The 16,397-nt window shown below is 59.7% G+C and carries 18 protein-coding genes and 2 pseudogenes; 5 read left to right on the forward strand and 15 right to left on the reverse strand.

From position 1 onward, the window contains the following. Positions 1 to 21: 21 nt before the first annotated feature. From ACFQDL_RS06210 to tviB, 14 genes and pseudogenes are all read right to left on the reverse strand, one after another. Positions 22 to 558 (reverse strand): acyltransferase, encoded by a 537-nt coding sequence (locus tag ACFQDL_RS06210; protein WP_379908261.1) that lies wholly within the window; start codon positions 556 to 558, stop codon positions 22 to 24. Between the two features lie 139 nt (positions 559 to 697). Then, a complete protein-coding gene (locus tag ACFQDL_RS06215) occupies positions 698 to 1,237 on the reverse strand; it encodes a TDP-N-acetylfucosamine:lipid II N-acetylfucosaminyltransferase family protein (RefSeq protein WP_379908262.1) in 540 nt (179 codons plus the stop codon). After that, the gene (locus ACFQDL_RS06220) at positions 1,186 to 1,467 is read right to left on the reverse strand and encodes a hypothetical protein (protein ID WP_379912919.1); all 282 of its coding nucleotides are present in this window, start codon (positions 1,465 to 1,467) and stop codon (positions 1,186 to 1,188) included. Before ACFQDL_RS06220 ends, ACFQDL_RS06215 begins: the two co-directional genes overlap by 52 nt. A 145-nt stretch (positions 1,468 to 1,612) precedes the next feature. Continuing rightward, a complete protein-coding gene (locus ACFQDL_RS06225) occupies positions 1,613 to 1,837 on the reverse strand; it encodes a hypothetical protein (protein ID WP_379908263.1) in 225 nt (74 codons plus the stop codon). A gap of 434 nt (positions 1,838 to 2,271) precedes the next feature. Beyond that, on the reverse strand, positions 2,272 to 2,826 hold the full coding sequence (gene rfbC, locus ACFQDL_RS06230; RefSeq protein ID WP_379908264.1) for a dTDP-4-dehydrorhamnose 3,5-epimerase: 555 nt from the start codon (positions 2,824 to 2,826) through the stop codon (positions 2,272 to 2,274). Further along, positions 2,826 to 3,716 carry a glucose-1-phosphate thymidylyltransferase RfbA gene (gene rfbA, locus ACFQDL_RS06235; protein WP_379908265.1) on the reverse strand — a complete coding sequence of 297 codons (891 nt, stop codon included), beginning with the start codon at positions 3,714 to 3,716 and terminating at the stop codon, positions 2,826 to 2,828. The genes rfbC and rfbA overlap by 1 nt, the downstream gene beginning before the upstream one ends. After that, positions 3,713 to 4,617 (reverse strand): annotated as a pseudogene (gene rfbD, locus ACFQDL_RS06240) (dTDP-4-dehydrorhamnose reductase). Before rfbD ends, rfbA begins: the two are co-directional and overlap by 4 nt. Then, a pseudogene (rfbB, locus tag ACFQDL_RS06245) lies at positions 4,617 to 5,722 on the reverse strand (dTDP-glucose 4,6-dehydratase). The pseudogenes rfbD and rfbB overlap by 1 nt, the downstream one beginning before the upstream one ends. Positions 5,723 to 5,852: 130 nt before the next feature. Continuing rightward, the gene (locus ACFQDL_RS06250; protein ID WP_379912921.1) at positions 5,853 to 7,448 is read right to left on the reverse strand and encodes an MBL fold metallo-hydrolase RNA specificity domain-containing protein; all 1,596 of its coding nucleotides are present in this window, start codon (positions 7,446 to 7,448) and stop codon (positions 5,853 to 5,855) included. A 6-nt stretch (positions 7,449 to 7,454) separates the two neighbouring features. Then, a complete protein-coding gene (locus ACFQDL_RS06255) occupies positions 7,455 to 7,820 on the reverse strand; it encodes a HepT-like ribonuclease domain-containing protein (protein WP_379908266.1) in 366 nt (121 codons plus the stop codon). Continuing rightward, on the reverse strand, positions 7,817 to 8,176 hold the full coding sequence (locus ACFQDL_RS06260; RefSeq protein WP_379908267.1) for a nucleotidyltransferase family protein: 360 nt from the start codon (positions 8,174 to 8,176) through the stop codon (positions 7,817 to 7,819). Before ACFQDL_RS06260 ends, ACFQDL_RS06255 begins: the two co-directional genes overlap by 4 nt. A gap of 30 nt (positions 8,177 to 8,206) precedes the next feature. Continuing rightward, positions 8,207 to 8,518: a nucleotidyltransferase family protein gene (locus tag ACFQDL_RS06265; RefSeq protein ID WP_379908268.1), complete on the reverse strand. Its 312-nt coding sequence runs from the start codon at positions 8,516 to 8,518 to the stop codon at positions 8,207 to 8,209. Between the two features lie 200 nt (positions 8,519 to 8,718). Next, positions 8,719 to 9,213 (reverse strand): transcription/translation regulatory transformer protein RfaH, encoded by a 495-nt coding sequence (gene rfaH / locus ACFQDL_RS06270; RefSeq protein ID WP_379908269.1) that lies wholly within the window; start codon positions 9,211 to 9,213, stop codon positions 8,719 to 8,721. A gap of 90 nt (positions 9,214 to 9,303) precedes the next feature. Beyond that, complete coding sequence (tviB, locus tag ACFQDL_RS06275; RefSeq protein WP_379908270.1) at positions 9,304 to 10,587, reverse strand: Vi polysaccharide biosynthesis UDP-N-acetylglucosamine C-6 dehydrogenase TviB; 1,284 nt, start codon at positions 10,585 to 10,587, stop codon at positions 9,304 to 9,306. A 303-nt stretch (positions 10,588 to 10,890) separates the two neighbouring features. Here tviB and ACFQDL_RS06280 point away from each other — a divergent pair, with 303 nt between their 5' ends. The 5 genes from ACFQDL_RS06280 to ACFQDL_RS06300 all read left to right on the forward strand — a co-directional run bounded on the left by ACFQDL_RS06280 (position 10,891) and on the right by ACFQDL_RS06300 (position 15,449). Beyond that, positions 10,891 to 11,355 (forward strand): IS110 family transposase, encoded by a 465-nt coding sequence (locus tag ACFQDL_RS06280; protein ID WP_379908271.1) that lies wholly within the window; start codon positions 10,891 to 10,893, stop codon positions 11,353 to 11,355. Next, a complete protein-coding gene (locus tag ACFQDL_RS06285; RefSeq protein WP_379908272.1) occupies positions 11,352 to 12,164 on the forward strand; it encodes a transposase in 813 nt (270 codons plus the stop codon). Before ACFQDL_RS06280 ends, ACFQDL_RS06285 begins: the two co-directional genes overlap by 4 nt. Before the next feature lie 568 nt (positions 12,165 to 12,732). Next, the gene (mnmC, locus tag ACFQDL_RS06290) at positions 12,733 to 14,685 is read left to right on the forward strand and encodes a bifunctional tRNA (5-methylaminomethyl-2-thiouridine)(34)-methyltransferase MnmC2/FAD-dependent 5-carboxymethylaminomethyl-2-thiouridine(34) oxidoreductase MnmC1 (protein ID WP_379908273.1); all 1,953 of its coding nucleotides are present in this window, start codon (positions 12,733 to 12,735) and stop codon (positions 14,683 to 14,685) included. Between the two features lie 117 nt (positions 14,686 to 14,802). Next, on the forward strand, positions 14,803 to 15,279 hold the full coding sequence (locus ACFQDL_RS06295; protein ID WP_379908274.1) for a DUF294 nucleotidyltransferase-like/CBS domain-containing protein: 477 nt from the start codon (positions 14,803 to 14,805) through the stop codon (positions 15,277 to 15,279). Further along, positions 15,243 to 15,449 carry a CBS domain-containing protein gene (locus ACFQDL_RS06300; protein WP_379908275.1) on the forward strand — a complete coding sequence of 69 codons (207 nt, stop codon included), beginning with the start codon at positions 15,243 to 15,245 and terminating at the stop codon, positions 15,447 to 15,449. Before ACFQDL_RS06295 ends, ACFQDL_RS06300 begins: the two co-directional genes overlap by 37 nt. A 1-nt stretch (position 15,450) precedes the next feature. Here ACFQDL_RS06300 and ACFQDL_RS06305 read toward each other — a convergent pair whose 3' ends face one another. After that, positions 15,451 to 16,344, reverse strand: coding sequence for a DUF4126 domain-containing protein (locus tag ACFQDL_RS06305; RefSeq protein WP_379908276.1), 894 nt, complete (start codon positions 16,342 to 16,344; stop codon positions 15,451 to 15,453). Positions 16,345 to 16,397: the final 53 nt, after the last annotated feature.

The following is a 16,397-nucleotide window of genomic DNA, read 5'->3' on the forward strand; positions in this document are numbered from 1 at the left end:
CGATAAATTCCTTCCCGAAGTTCAGCATATCTTTTTTCTAACTTTGACTCTACGCGCCGGAATCCCAACATAAACCCCCCAAGGCTGGGTGCTTTTGTTCAACAAAGTCATAGCGCCAATGGCACAACCCTCTGCTACTTTGACTCCAGGAAACACTACAGCCCCCGCACCAATGATTACGTATTTCTCAATACAGACTGATTTGAAAATCTCTCGCTTATATTTAGAAGGAATTAGCGAATTTGTAAGTGTCTCACCACTATAGTCATCGGATTGTGAAAATATCTTGACGCCATACGCAAAAGTGCAAAAATCTGATATCTTAATACCCGGCATTCCTCCAGCCAATATACACATTGGAGTAACATGACAATAGCGACCGATACTAACTTCTCCCGATATGACACAAAAATCATCTACTCTTGAGTTATCACCTATTTCAATTTTTTCAGCATCATAAACACTAGCTTTACAACTTACTTTAACATTCTTTCCTAAGCTCTTAAAACCAAAATCCAGTAACTCTTCTTCACTATAATAAGGCATAATTAACGTCAAAGAATATTTTCTAATTGATAAATAAGGCGCTGTTCAGAAAAAGTATTTTTCACCAAAAGTCTATTATTGGCAATATCACTTTCGGACATAGGCGACAAACTAATTTCTGGATACTTGTAGACCTTTACATTGATCCCGTTTAGCATATCCCATGATGTAACATCATCCCGCAAATAGACTTTTTTCCCAACCCTAAAAGCGTTATAATATTCCCCATTCCTTGTTGACGACGGTGAGCAAAAACTGCTATATCTATTTCAGATAGCACCTTCACATAATCTTGATAAGGAATGAAATCACGGAGTGGAATAAATCGCTCGCCAAATAAACACCGTCCAATTGCGGTTATTTCTTCGGCATACTGAGCATCACCATAAGACAAGGGACAAACTACTTTGAATTCTTGATCTTTAAGCCTTGTTAGCTGATATAAAATTTCTTTATGATTGTTGCTGGGATCAGCTGAGTTACCAACCATAACTGTAATTATATTTCTTTCAACATCAGTTAACGCTATCGGCACAAATACATTACTAGGATACATAAGACATTCTTTGTACGTTCCCTTTGCCCCATACCATTTTTTAACTAGTCGAAAATCACCAGGAACATAGGTAATAAAATTACCTATACGTGGGATGACCCAACGTCTAAACAGTTCATTTTTTTCCAGCGCCAATCTCTAATTTTGGCTTCACGTATATAAAGATCGCCTCCCCAAATAACCCAGCTGCACTTTCTCAGCAACCAAGGTTGAAAGGCAAGAATGTAAAAAATATGGCTATTAAACAACCCATGAAGAATTATTTTTTCTGCCTGCCACATCGATTTTGATAACGCTACGGTTTTTTTAAGAAGACAAGGCATCACCACTATATCGGAAGATGGAGTTACATCCTTTTCTGTCACATCACCATAGACAACAAATTCATGGAGACAGCCGTTAAAACGTTTATTAATCAAATTCCTAAAGGGGAAAAAAACTTCTTATCCCAATTGAACAAATGTAGAACCCTGCCTTGACCCATAGTATCACCAAATTATAAGAGGTTCCCTAACCAGTTTTTCCTGTCCACAGTACCAGTAATTTCCCCGTATTTCTCACACAAGACAATGCGTAAAGAACTTCGAATTCAATAATCTTTGGTTTAGCTAAAACCACTTTGTTATTATCTTCCGAAATGGAAATGGCCAGATCCGTATTATTGCGCAAAGCCATACTATTAATCCATAGCGACATAGTTTCTTCCTGCAGGATACAGCTGTCGATCATGACCACCACAGCCTCTTTCCGCAATTATATAAAAAAATACAACAGCACTTCGGTGAACATAACCCCGCGATATTATAAACCCAAATCGCGCCAGGTTTGATCGGGACGAGCGGGTGTGGGGGGATACCGAAAAGACAAGCTCAAGTTGTGCAGAAGCCAAGTTGAGAGCCCCGTTCATCCGGTAATAAAAATCTCGCTTTCAACGTTGGAAGGCAGTGCAGTACCAGTGCGTTATTGCGATAAGTTCCGGAATTTATTGTAGCAGACTCGAAGGCAGTCGATTCTCGGCGGCAAGCCGAATTAGTTTTTGGAGCAGGCTAGCGACCATGATCCGCCGGCGTGAAAGGTGGACTGTCGGCTTCTTTTTTCCAGCACACACACTATAAACGAAATGCCCATAAAATTTGGTCAGACACTAGCAATCAGACAGATTAGCCTTTTCATAGACCGGTAGCAAATAGCTCCGACTCGAACAGAGTACAGCCTTTTTGGTCCTTGAGTGACAGTGACGGCGCTACACCTATATCCGGCCATCGAATGGCCAGGTCAGACTCATTCCAAGCGATGCAACATTCATATTCCGGCGCATAATAATCCGTGCACTTGTACTGAAACTCCGCCACCTCCGACGTCACATAGAACCCATGGGCAAACCCCGGCGGCACCCAGAGCATCTGCTTGTTCTCTTCGTTCAGGTAGACGCCGACCCACTTCCCGAACGTCGGCGAGTCACGACGGATATCCACGGCGACATCGAACACTTCACCGCGTGTGACCCGTACCAGCTTGCCCTGCGGATGCTCGATCTGGTAATGCAGTCCGCGCAGGACGCCTTTGGTCGAGCGGCTATGGTTGTCCTGTACGAAGCTGTACTTGCCGCAATGCGCTTCGAACTCGCTCTGGCGGAAGGTTTCCATAAAGAAACCCCGCTCATCGCCGAACACCCTGGGCGTGATCAGCACCACGTCCGGGATCTCGAGGGGTTTGAACTCCATCAGCCGTGCTCCCCGGATTCCTGAAGCACGCGCAGCAGATACTGGCCATAGCCGTTCTTTTGCAACTGTTCCGCCTGCTGTTGCAGCTGTTCCACGCTCAGCCAGCCCTTTTTAAAGGCGATCTCTTCGAGACAGGCGACCTTCAGCCCCTGGCGCTGTTCGATGGTGGCCACGAACTGGCCGGCGTCGAGCAGCGAGTCGTGGGTGCCGGTGTCGAGCCAGGCAAAGCCCCGGCCCAGCATTTCCACGTTCAGGCTCTGGTCCCGGAGGTAGAAGCTGTTGATGTCGGTGATCTCGAGCTCGCCCCGTGCCGAGGGTTTGATCTCTTTGGCGATGTCGATGACGCGGTTGTCGTAGAAATAGAGGCCGGTCACGGCATAGCTGGATTTCGGTACTTTTGGCTTTTCTTCGATGCTGACGGCGCGGCCGGTCTGGTCGAACTCCACCACGCCAAAGCGCTCGGGATCGGAGACATGGTAGCCGAATACCGTCGCGCCTTCGGTCCTGGCATCCGCGGCATGGAGCTTGTCGGTGAAATGCTGGCCATAGAAGATGTTGTCGCCGAGGATCAGGCAGCAGCTGTCGTTGCCGATAAAATCCTCGCCGATGATAAAGGCCTGCGCCAGGCCATCCGGGGATGGCTGCTCGGCATAGCTCAGGCGGATGCCGAAGCGACCGCCGTCTCCCAGCAGGTGCCGGAAGTTCGGCAGGTCTTCCGGGGTCGAGATGATCAGTATCTCGCGTATGCCCGCCAGCATCAGCACCGACAGCGGGTAATAGATCATCGGCTTGTCGTAGATGGGCAGCAACTGCTTGGAAACACCCAGCGTAATCGGGTGCAGCCGGGTACCGGCGCCGCCGGCGAGGATAATGCCTTTGCGTGTCGTCATGAAAATGTCCCTGTGAGTTCCCTGAGCATACGGGTGACGCCCGGCTGCCACGGCGGCAGCTGCAGATCGAAGGCGCGCTCCAGGCGGCTCGTATCGAGCCTTGAATTGTGCGGACGGGGTGCCGGCGTCGGGTAGGCAACGGAGGGGATCGGCTCGATGCTCTGCACGCGCAGCGATTCGCCCAGGCTGCGCGCCTGCTCCAGCAGAAAGCGGGCGTAGCCGAACCAGGACACCTCACCCGCAGGTGCCAGATGATAGAGGCCCGAGAGCTCCGGTTTCGCCAGGGTGCTGCGCAGGGCGTGCGCGGAGACATCCGCCAGCAGTTCCGCGCCGGTCGGGGCGCCGACCTGGTCATCGATCACCCTCAGTTGCTCGCGTTCCCGCGCCAGACGCAAGATGGTCCTGGGAAGTTATGCCCGGTGGCCCCGTAGACCCAGCTGGTCCGGAAGATCAGATGGCGGCAGCCGCTTTCCCGGATCGCCTGTTCGCCCGCCAGCTTGCTTTGACCATAGCGGTTGAGCGGCCCGGTTGCGTCGCTTTCCCGCCGGGGCCGGGTGCCGCTGCCATCGAACACGTAATCGGTGGAATAGTGAACCAGCAGAGCGCCGAGCGAGGCGGCTTCCACGGCCATCGCGGCAGGTGCATCGGCATTGATCCGAAGCGCCTTTTGATACTCCTCTTCGGCCCTGTCCACCGCGGTATAGGCCGCGGCGTTGACGATGATATCCGGTTTCAGACTGCGGATCGTGGCGCGCAGCCCGTCGATATCCTCAAGATCGCCGCCCAGTTCGGCGGTGCCGGACCGGTCCAGAGCGGTCAGGTCGCCGAGCGGTGCGAGCGCGCGCTGCAGCTCCCAGCCGATCTGGCCGTTCTTGCCGAGCAGCAGTATTTTCAGCGCCATCAGCCCTCGGCTCCGTAGTTCCGGTCGATCCAGCGCTGGTATTCGCCGCTCTTCACGGCGTCGATCCAGGCGGGGTTCGCGAGATACCACTGCACCGTTTTGCGCAGGCCCGACTCGAAGGTTTCTTCGGGCACCCAGCCCAGCTCGCGCTGCATCTTCGAGGCATCGATGGCGTAGCGCTTGTCATGGCCCGGGCGGTCCCTGACGAAGGTGATCAGTTCCCGGCGGGAGCCCGCCGCAGCTTTCGCAGGCACCCCTTGGCTGCTGCTGTCGCCGGTCGAAGGGGGACAGAGCTCGTCCAGCAGATCGCAGAGCGCCTGGACGACCTCGAGATTCCGCTTCTCGTTGTGACCGCCGATATTGTAGGTCTCCCCGTCTGTCCCCGGGTCAGGACCCGGTACAGGGCCCGGGCATGATCCTCGACATGGAGCCAGTCGCGGACCTGATCGCCTTTGCCATAGACCGGCAGCGGCTTGCCCTCCAGGGCGTTCAATATCACCAGGGGTATCAGCTTTTCCGGAAACTGGTAGGGGCCGTAGTTGTTGGAGCAATTGGTAATCAGAACCGGCAGGCCGTAGGTTCGATGCCAGGCCCGCACCAGATGATCGGAACTGGCCTTGCTGGCGGAATAGGGCGAACTCGGCGCATAGGCCGTCGTTTCGGTAAACAGGCTGTCGGTACCGTCCAGGTCGCCGTATACCTCGTCCGTGGAGATATGGTGAAACCTGAAACCGGCCTTGCGCCCGGCATCCAGTCCCGACCAGTAGGCCCTGGCCACTTCGAGCAGGGTGTAAGTGCCCACTATGTTGGTCTCGATAAAGGCCGCAGGCCCATCGATCGAACGGTCCACATGGCTTTCGGCGGCCAGGTGCATCACGGCATCGGGCGCGTGGATGTCAAAAACACGCTCGAGCTCGGCTCGATCGCAGATGTCGACGCGCTCGAAGGCATAGCGGTCGCTCTGTGACGCTGCAGCCACCGACTCGAGATTGGCGGCATAGGTCAGCTTGTCGACATTGACCAGGCTGTCGCCGGTGTTGTCGATGATATGGCGAATAACCGCCGAGCCGATAAAGCCGGCTCCGCCGGTGATCAGGATTTTCATCCCGGGGTTCCTGTTGAGTGAGTTAGCGGGGTTGACGGTTCTTCGCCCGGGGGCCGTGCTCCTTACACAGTAACTTCGTGCAACTTTGCCAAAGCGGTTCGCTGCGAGGCGCAGCTCCTACGAACGAGGCTCACCGGTTGCGGCCTTGATAATACTCCAGCAGTACTTCCAGGCCGCGCTCCCGGTATCGGTCTTCGAGCTTTTGTGCCAGTGCCCGCTTGGCGCCCGCTTCCCCATGTATCAGCCGGATCCGCTTCGGCCACTGCTCCATACCGGTTACGAATTCGACGAGGTTCTGCTGGTCGGCATGGGCCGAGTAGCCGCCGAGGGTGTCGATGCCGGCGCGGATATCGATGCGTTCGCCGTCGAGTTCGACCCAGCCGCCTTTAGGGCCATACTGCTGGATCGCGTGGCCCGGGGTGCCTTTGGCCTGGTAGCCGACGAAGAGGACATCGTGACGTGCGTCGCCGAGCTTCGCCCTGAGGTAGTTGCGGATGCGGCCGGCGTTGCACATGCCGCTGCCGGCGATGACGACGGCGGGCCGCCGGGTGTCGGCGAGGTGGCGGACGGTTTTCAGATGGTCTTCGTGGCTGTCGATGGTCAGCAGCTGGTCGAAGGTCAGGGGCCGGCGGTCGTTGCGCAGCCGTTCCCGGGCTTCTTGGTTCCACCAGGGCTTGAGTTCGCGGTAGACCTGGGTGAAGCGGCTGGCCAGCGGGGAATCGAGTATGATGGGAAGCGTTGGCCAGCCATTTGCTTTCGCGGCGAGGGCGCCGCTCCTACAAGCGGTGCGGTGCGCTTCCCTGAAAACCGCTCCTGCGTTTTCAGGATTTCCACGGGGTGGCCTTCCACCATCCATGGCGGTCACCGGCCCCCTACGGTCGGTAGTCGAGTCCGCAGAGGTCTGGCGGCACGTATGGATGATGTCTTCGAGTTCGTAGAGCAGTTCCTGGGTGCGGCCGATGCTGAAGGCCGGGATCAGCACGGTGCCCTGGTCCTGCAGCGCCCTTTCGATCGCCCGCTCCAGACGCTGACGGCGGGCCCGGCGGTCTTCGTGCAGGCGGTCGCCGTAGGTGCTTTCCAGTACCAGGGTGTCGGCACGCCGGGGCGATTCGGGCGGCGCCAGCAGCGGCGCATGGGGCGCGCCGAGGTCGCCGGAGAAGACGACCCGGTGCCTGTTGTCTGTCATCCGGTCGTGCAGATCGCATTCGACGTACGCCGAGCCAAGGATATGGCCGGCGCGCTGCAGGCGGATTCGACTCTGAACTTCGGGCGTATCGAGCACTGTAAACCACCGTTTGTAGGGTAACGGCACCAGTCGCTTGTGAATCAGGCCTATAAAGCGTTCGACGTCGCGCTGATCGCGGCTGATGCCGAGCCGGAAGGCATCCTCGAGCACGACCGGCAGCAGCTTTGCCGAAGGTTCGCTGCAGAGTATCGGGCCCCTGAAGCCGGCGGCGAGCAGGTAGGGTATCCGCCCGACATGGTCGATATGCACATGGGTCGCCACCAGGGCCAGGATGCCGTCGAGCGAAAACTCTATCGCCAGCCGGTCCGCCCCGCTGCGTCCGTCACCCGAGGTTTCGGCGCCCTGGAACAGGCCGCAGTCGATCAGCAGACTGTGGCGGCCGTCGATTCGCAGCTGATGACAGGAGCCGGTGACGCCGTTCCTGGCGCCGTGGTGGAGGATTTCGGGGAGTCCATTGGCTAGTCCGTTAGCTTTCCGGATTACGGGTTACGCACTGGTCAGTGATTCCAGCACTTCACAAACCCGAGCTTCGAGCGCTGGCAAGTCGTTTTCTATTGTTTTCCAAACTATTTCCAAATCGACTTTGAAATAGCCATGTGCCACAGCATTCCTCATCTGGTATGCAAAGGCCAGTGGAAGCTCGGGATGTGAAGCTGCAAAGTCGGGAAAATGAACTTCGATATTGTGGCTTGCCTCGCCGATTATCTCCAAATTGCGGATGACGGCGTCCTGCATCATTTCTTGTTGAAGAAATGCTACCTCACTACTATCTGCAACATAGTTTTCGATCCTTTTGATTGCCTCGCGAATATACTGCAGGTAATCAAGCAGTCTCAGCTTGTCACGACTCATACCGGCTTTGCCTCGGCAAGGACCTCATCCCGAAAGCTTTCCGGAAGCGCTTTGGGTGTTAACACATCTACCGGTACCCCCAATAAATGCAGCAGTTCGTGGCGGATGGCGCCTATATCGAAAAGAGTTGTTTCCGGTGTCGGATCAATCAGAAGGTCGAGGTCACTATCTTCGCGATCAATCCCGCGGAGAACAGACCCGAAAACCCGTGCATTGACACCATGGTGACGGGCAACAACCTGTCGTATAACGTCTCGGTGTTGTTCCAGCGCAACTGAAGGTCTCACAGTGGTACACCCTAACGTCTTTTCCACAATGATTGGGGATAGAGGTAGCAGAACGTCCATCAGAAACATTTCAAATCGACAGCAGCGGTATCCTTCTCCTCAAGCTGCATACAGCAGCTCCTGACTCGACTCTATGGATGCTTGCAGATAAGGATTTCGAAGCGGGTTTATCGTCAGCAGATCCACATTTCGCTGCAGGATGTTCTGCAGCCTCTCGAGCAAGCAGAAAAATGCAACCGAATATTCGGCGGGGCTCAGGCCCGGCTCGAACTCAACAAGCAGGTCGACGTCACTGGACTTGTCATCGAATCGCCCGTCGACGCTGGAGCCGAACACCCGCAGCCGGCTGACAGCGTGCTGTCGGCAGGCCGTCGCTATCTGCTCCCTCTTTTGCTCGATCAGCGGAATCATCTGGCACCCCGGAGTCACTGGCGTACGGATTCGCTTGTTGGGTTGCGCTGCGCTCCACCCAACCTACATCCGGTGTTTTCAAGATAGTTGGCGCGCAACCCGTAACGCGCCACCGCCGATCAGGCACGCTACCGCCCCAGGATTGACCGTCAGTTTCCTGAGAACGCGGCCGGAGGCTGTGGCTGCCCGCGGGCAGCGGTTCAGGCCCGGCGGATGTTCGCCAGCGGCATGCTGAGCCGCTGGGTTCTGTGCATCAGGTTGAGCAGTATCACCACCCGTTCGGTGCCGTCATAGCACTCGAAGACCGCGTCCAGCTCGGCGAAGGCGCCCTGGCAGATATGCACGGGATCGCCGGATTTCAGTGCCTCTTTCGGCTGCTTGTCGGCGATGCGCTGGCGCAGCCGCTCGATGATATCGCCGGCGACCGGCAGGGGCATGTCGTTGAAGGTCACGAGTCGGCTGACGCCGCGGGTGGAGCGGATCGGGCGCCAGTTGTCGGCGACCTGGTCCAGATAGATAAACAGATAGCCGGGGAACAGCGGTTCGGTCACAGTCTGGCGCTTGCCGGCGCGGATGCGCTCGACATTGAGCATGGGCGCAAAAACTTCGAAGCCCTGGTTCTCGAGGTTTTCCAGGGCCCGGGCGTCCTGTCGCGGCTTGGTCTGCAGCAGGTACCAGGCGCGCTGTACTGCCATGGCGCTCTCCATTATCCGTGCGTTCCCGGTAAGCATTAGCACTATAGGCGGAAAGGGCTCGTCAATCCACCCGGTTTTCAGCTGTTCGGATCAGAGTCGCTTGTCGACCTGATCCAGCGGCAGCATCGCCTTCACATCGAACAATACGCTGCGACCGGCATCCCTGCAAAGACCCCGGATCTGCTCTGCGCCCATCTCGCGGAACTGGTTGTGGGCCACCGCCAGTATCACCGCGTCGAACCGGCCCGGCTCGAGTGTCTCGAGCAGTTCGAGGCCATATTCCTCCTTCGCCTCTTCCACCGACACCCAGGGATCGTGGATCTCCACGGTGGCGCCGAAGCCCTCGAGCTGGCGCACCATGTCGATCACCTTGGTGTTGCGGATATCGGGGCAGTTTTCCTTGAACGACAGCCCCAGCATCAACACCCTGGCGTCGGCGACATGGACGCGGCGCTGGATCATCAGTTTGACCACCTCTTCGGCGACGTACTGTCCCATGCCGTCGTTGATGCGACGCCCGGCCAGGATCACGTCGGGGAAGTAGCCGGCGGCCTGGGCCTTGTGGGTCAGATAATAGGGGTCGACGCCGATGCAGTGCCCGCCGACGAGGCCGGGACGGAACGGCAGGAAGTTCCACTTGGTGCCGGCGGCTTCGAGCACTTCGGTGGTGTCGATGCCGAGCTTGCCGAAGATGATCGCCAGCTCGTTGACCAGCGCGATATTGAGGTCGCGCTGGGTGTTTTCGATCACCTTGGAGGCCTCGGCCACCTTGATGCTGCTGGCCCGGTGGGTGCCGGCGGTGATGATGCTGGCGTAGAGGCTGTCGACGAACCCGGCCACCTCCGGCGTCGAGCCCGAGGTCACCTTGACGATGCTCGGCAGGCGATGCTGCTTGTCGCCCGGGTTGATCCGCTCGGGGCTGTAGCCGACGTAGAAGTCGCGGTTGAACGCCAGGCCGGAGGCCGCCTCGAGCTCCGGCACGCAGACCTCTTCGGTGGCGCCCGGATAGACGGTGGACTCGTAGATCACGATATCGTTGCGCTTGAGCACCGACCCCAGCGCCTGGCTGGCCCTGCGCAGCGGCGACAGGTCCGGCTGCTTGTGGGCATCGACCGGTGTCGGCACCGTGACGATATAGACGTTGCAGTCCGCCACGTCCTGCAACTCGGCACTGAAGCGCAGCCTGTCCGCGTTCGCAAGCTCCTGCGGCTCGACTTCGAGGGTACTGTCTTCGCCGGCGCTGAGCTCGTCGACCCGCGCGCGGTAGATATCGAAACCGACGGTGTCGAACTTGCGGCCGAACTCGACCGCCAGCGGTAGGCCGACATAACCCAATCCCAGTACACAGATCCTGATGCTGTTCAGGTCGAACATTCGCTACGCCCTTGTGCTCGCAGTTTGGCAAAGAGGGTATCATATCAGCTGGGCGACGGGCGCGGGTAGATGGATGCGTTACGGGTGACCGCCAGGGATGGCAGGAACACTTGCATTGCAGGAGTAAATGCAAGTGGACGGGTTAGGGGTTAGGGGTTAGGGCGTAATATTGCGACGCATACGGCACGAATGGAGTCAGTTATAACTGGGGAGAAATTCTGGTAGGAAGGGGGACCCTCGAGGGTCGTCATCGAAATAACGACCCGTTCCAAGCGAAGTAAGGAAGCAGAAGGTGTCCCCCAGATGAGCAAGCGTAAATTTCGCAGCACAGCTTTGCAAGATGTTGACTGGACCAATGTCCGTGAGAAGCTGAAGAACCAGCCGGTCGTGGTGGCTGTCGATGTTGCCAAGATTGACTTCTACGCCACCCTGATGACGCCTGATCGTCAGATGCACGTCATCCTGCGCTGGAAGCACCCGCTCCAGACACGGGCCCTGGTGGAGACGCTGCAGGCGCAGCTGGCAGGCATGAACTTCGTGGTCGTCATGGAGCCGACCGGCACCTATGGCGACCCGCTACTCGATCTGCTGCATCAGGCCCGGATCCCGGTCTACCGAGCGGCCCCCAATCGCACTAATAAGGCGGCGGAACTCTACGATGGCGTGCCTAGCATGCACGATGCCAAGGCCTGCTACGTCATCGGCCGGCTGCACCGGAAAATAACACCGAGCGCTGGATCGAGCCGACGGCACAGCAACGCGAGTTGAAAGCCGAGCTGAAGTTGTTGGAGATGTACCAGGAACGCAGCCAGCGCAGCCTGAATCGGCTGGAGGCGCTACTGGCCCGGCACTGGCCGGAGGCGCCCCACATCCTGTCACTGGACTCCGTCACGCTGCTGCAAACCTTGGCACACTACGGCTCTCCTGCCGCCGTGCGGGCAGCTCCGGAGGAGGCGCTGCAGCTGATGTGCCGAACCGGGCGCTCCGGGTTGAAGCCCGAGACCAGCGCACAGCTGCTGGCCAGTGCCGAGACCACCATTGGGAGGGCGTGCGAGGACGCCGAGCGGTACCTGCTGCAGACACTGGCCGAGGACCTGCTGGCCCAGCGTTTGGCGATTAGGGAGCTGGAGCGGCGTCTGGAGGCCCGCCTGGCCGATGATGAGATGCTGTCACGCCTGCACACCGTCGTGGGCCGTGTCACAGCCCTGATGCTGCTGGCTGAGCTAGGCTCGCCACAGGACTATCCCAGTGCGGCCCATTACCTGAAGGCACTGGGCCTCAACCTGAAAGAGCGCAGCAGCGGCAAACACAAGGGTCAGCTGAAGATCACCAAGCGCGGCCCCAGTGTTGCCCGCCGCTACCTGTACTGGGCGGCGCTCAGGTGGCTCAAACACAACCGGGTGGTGAAGCATTGGGCCGAGGCAAAGGCGCAACGGGATGGTGGCAGCAAGAGCAAGGCGATCACCGCCATCATGCGCAAGCTGGTGCGGGCACTCTGGCACGTCGGGCGCGGAGCGATCTTTGATCCGAACCGCTTGTTCAATGTCGCGGCGCTACCCGCACTCAAGGCGGCCTGACGACTGAGTCGACAATGGCGCCAAACGCTACAACCGAACGGAAGCAATCGACCATGCGTTAACACCAGACGATACGAGCAACCCTTTGTGTCCTTGGGCGTGACCTTCGACCCATCCTGAGGCCCTTGCAGGCCCTTCCGGAGTCACGAGGCACGCCCCGGGATACTTCATGGACCGACATGCCCAAGGTAACTGAGTCGATGCCACCAAGCGGACATCCGATACTGAGAGGTTAGGCGTACCCCATGAAGGTCAATCCGGGACAGAAAGACCGCTCTTGGCACCCTGGCAAACAACACGGACCTCAATCTGCAGCAGTCTAACCGCAGGTCACAAATCCGTGTTGCCAAGAGACACCGTAAAACAGTGAGAAACAGGAGTTGACTAAGCTATGAGAGGGTGGGTAGAGCGATGCACCCCGCCCAACCGAAACGCTTCGCACCTCGCATGGGCATCGCGAAACCCGCCATATCGATCGTATTGCAGATCGATTTGTCACCGGCGGCACGACAACCGGCGACAGCCGCGGGTTACGCGTAACGCGTCACCTTCAACAACGAGAACGAATGTGAACAAAATTCAAGCCGCCGAACTGCGCTGGGAGGCGGACACGCCGGTGTCCGGGCAGTTCGACGATATCTATTTCAATCAGGACGGCGGCCTTGCCGAGACCCGGCACGTTTTTCTGGACGGCAACCGGCTGGCCGAACGCTTCGGCGCGCCCGAGGGCGCGCATTTCACCGTTGCCGAAACCGGCTTCGGTACAGGCCTGAACTTTCTCTGTGCCCGCGCGCTCTGGCTGGAGCGGGCGCCACAGGACGCGCGCCTGCATTTCATTTCGGTCGAGAAGTTTCCGCTGAGCCGCGAGGACCTGGCCAGGGCACTGGCCCACTGGCCCGGTTTCCGGGACGGCGGCGAGCAGCTGCTGGCGCAGTACCCGCCGCCGGTCGCCGGCTTTCATCGCCTGGTACTCGATGAAGGACGCATCGTGCTGACACTGATGCTCGGCGATGCGATCGACCGTTACCGCGAGCTCGAAGCCCGGGTCGATGCCTGGTTCCTGGACGGTTTCGCCCCGTCGAAGAACCCGGACATGTGGCAGCCCGAGCTGTTCGGGCAGATGGCCAGGCTCAGCCATGCCGGTACCACCCTGGCCACCTTCACCGCCGCGGGGTTCGTGCGCCGGGGCCTGCAGGCGGTCGGCTTCGAGATGGAAAAGGTCCCCGGCTTCGGCCGCAAGCGCGAGATGCTGCGCGGGCAGCATCGAGTCGCCGCGACAACGCCTTCGGCCGCGCCCTGGTTCGACAGCCCGACCCCGGCCGGCAGGCCCGGGTCGGCACTGATTCTCGGCGGCGGCCTGGCCGGCTGCAGCGCCGCCCGGGCACTGGCCGAGCGGGGCATCCGGGTGCAGCTGCTGGAACAGTCGGCGGAACTGGCCAGCGGCGGCTCCGGCAACCGCCAGGGCGCGCTCTACGCCAAGCTGCCGGTACGGCCGACCAAGCAGGGCCTGCTGCACAGCACAGGCCTGCATTACAGCCACCACCTGCTCGAACGCCTGGTGCCGGACGACCAGTGGTCGGCCTGCGGCCTGCTGCAACTGGCGACCGGCGACCGGGAGGCGCAGCGCCAGCAACAGCTCGCCGACGAAGCCCTGTACCCCGATGAACTGGTCAGAGCGGTTTCCCCTGACGAGGCGACCTCGCTGGCCGGCCTGCCGGTGCACCTTAGCGGATTGTTTTTCCCGCTCGGCGGCTGGGTCTCGCCGCCGGCCTTCTGCCGCAGTCTCGTGGACCACCCGCTGATCGAGTTACATACCGGCTGTCGCATCGGGTCGCTCGGGCGCAGTGCCGGCCGCTGGCAGGCCACGACGGACGGGGGCCGGCCCTTCGAGTCGGAGGTGGTGGTCGTGGCGACGGCCGGTGCTGCCAGGACACTGGAACAGCTCGGTCATCTGCCGCTGAAATCGATCCGCGGCCAGGTCAGTCACGCCCCCTGCCCCGCCGGCGTACCCGCGCTTGCGACGGTCGTCTGCGGCGACGGCTACATCTCGCCGCCACTGGAGGGCCAATACGCCTTCGGCGCCACCTTCGACCTGCATGACGACAGCCGGGCGCTGCGCCCCGAAGACCATCAGCGCAATCTCGACACCCTGGCTGCGGCGCTGCCGGAGCTGGCCGGGGCACTGGCCGACAGTCCCGCCGGGGGCCGGGTCGGCTTTCGCTGCTCGACGCCGGACTATCTGCCCATTGTCGGCCCGGCGCCGGTTTACGAGCGCTTTGTCGAGGATTACGGCCGCCTGCGGCAGGATCGAAAATGGCCGTTCGACCGGGCACCGACGCACCATCCGGGGCTCTATATCAGTGTCGGACATGGCTCCAAGGGGCTGCTGACCTGCCCGCTGGGCGCCGAACTGCTGGCGGGCATGATCTGCAACGAGCCGCTGCCCCTGGGACGGGAGCTGGTCGAAGCGCTGAGTCCGGCGCGCTTTATCATCAAGAATCTGATCCGCGGGTCGATATAGGTAGGAAGTGACAGACGCCTTGTGGGAGCCCACTCTGTGGGCGAATAGTGAGCACCAGACAGGGTTCGCCCGGAGACCGGGCTCCCACAAGGGCTGTCCGTTACCCAAGGAGGCATGATGGCGCTTGTAATCTACGATCAGGGTTACCGGATAGAGACGCCGGTGCGGGCCCTGTTCAAGCCCGGGGGTGTCGAGCCGGTCGAGGAGATCAAGGCAAGCCACGTCACGGCCGGGGAAGAGCAGCGGGTCCATGCCGAAGGCGAGAATTTCCGCGTCATGGATTTCGGCAGCCGGCCGCGCCAGCCTGCACCGGGCAGGGCCAGCGTGCGCGGCTACCCGGAGGCGGCCCGGGAGAAGCCGCCGCAGGAAGCCGCCAGGTTGCCGGCGACGCTGTTCATGAGCTCACCGGTACAGTGGATCACCCGCAACACCAGCATCGCCGATGCCCGGGACCGGATGCGCAACCAGAAGATCGATCACCTGGTGGTCATGTCCCCCAGGAGCGCCCGCTCGGTATCGTGTCCCTTGGCCAGCTCGACCGCAGCGGCCAGCATCCGATGGTCAGCGTCGCCAATATCTACAGCCGCCACCTGATCGCCGCCACACCCCAGACCGAGGCATCACGGCTTGCCGCCACCTTCGTCGAGTACAATGTCGGCGCCATACCGATCGTCGATGCGAAAGACCAGCTGGTCGGCATCGTCACCCGCACCGACCTGTTGCGCCTGCTGATCAGCGGTGCCCATATCGAGAGTTGGGCGTGAATCACGGTGCGGTGCGCTTCGCTTCACTATAAACCGCTCCTGCGTTTATAGTATTTCCACCGTCCATGGTAGTCACCAGCACCCTACGACGCCGGCGACAAGGTGCCGGATTACGTAGGGTGCTGCTGAACGCAGTGACCGCCATGGAGGGCGGGAAGGTCGGTATTGCAGGAGCAAATACCGACGAAGCGCACCGGCTTTTGCAACCCGTTACACGTAACCCGTCAGTGCCGGTGCTTCGAATCGTTCGGTAACGCCTGGCTCGGGGGAGCGGCGGCGGTTCGCTGCCGTTGCCGCCGAACAGCCGGGCCAGGAAGCGGAATACCCGTTTGACGCCGCGCCAGACCTTCGGCAGCAGCCAGACCAGCAGCAGGACAAAGATCACCAGTCCACCGAGGAACAGCCAGGGATTGAAGAGCGCCGCCCAGAGGCCGGCGACCACCGCGACATCCTCGGTCACCGAAGCGGTCCAGTTGGAGAAGGGTTCCGGCGAGGTGTTGATCATGACGCGACTGCCCGCCTTTAACGCGTGCGTTCCGGCGGAGAGACCGCCCCCGACGATGGCCGCCGCCAGACCGACGACCGGCGAGATGTCCCCCACCGCCCCCGCCGCCAGCGCCGCCCCCGCGGGAATGCGAACAAAGGTATGCAGCGTATCCCAGCCGGTGTCGACGCCCGGCACCTTGTCGGCGAAGAACTCGACGCAGTACATGAAACCCGCGGCCATGATCACCAGCGGGTCGCCGACCACCTCCAGCCCCGGCGGCAGCACGATATGCCCCATGTTCGACAACACCCCGAGCATCAGCAGGGTGGCATAGAGGTTGATGCCGCTGGCCCAGGCCAGCCCCATGGACAGGGCGATCATCTGGGTGATCTGGTCGAGCTGCTCCATGATGGGCCTCCGGGGGTGACGCGTGACGCGTTACACGTTACACGTTACACGTT

The sequence above is a fragment of the Marinobacterium aestuariivivens genome (assembly GCF_042661465.1).
Lineage (GTDB): Bacteria > Pseudomonadota > Gammaproteobacteria > Pseudomonadales > Balneatricaceae > Marinobacterium_A > Marinobacterium_A aestuariivivens.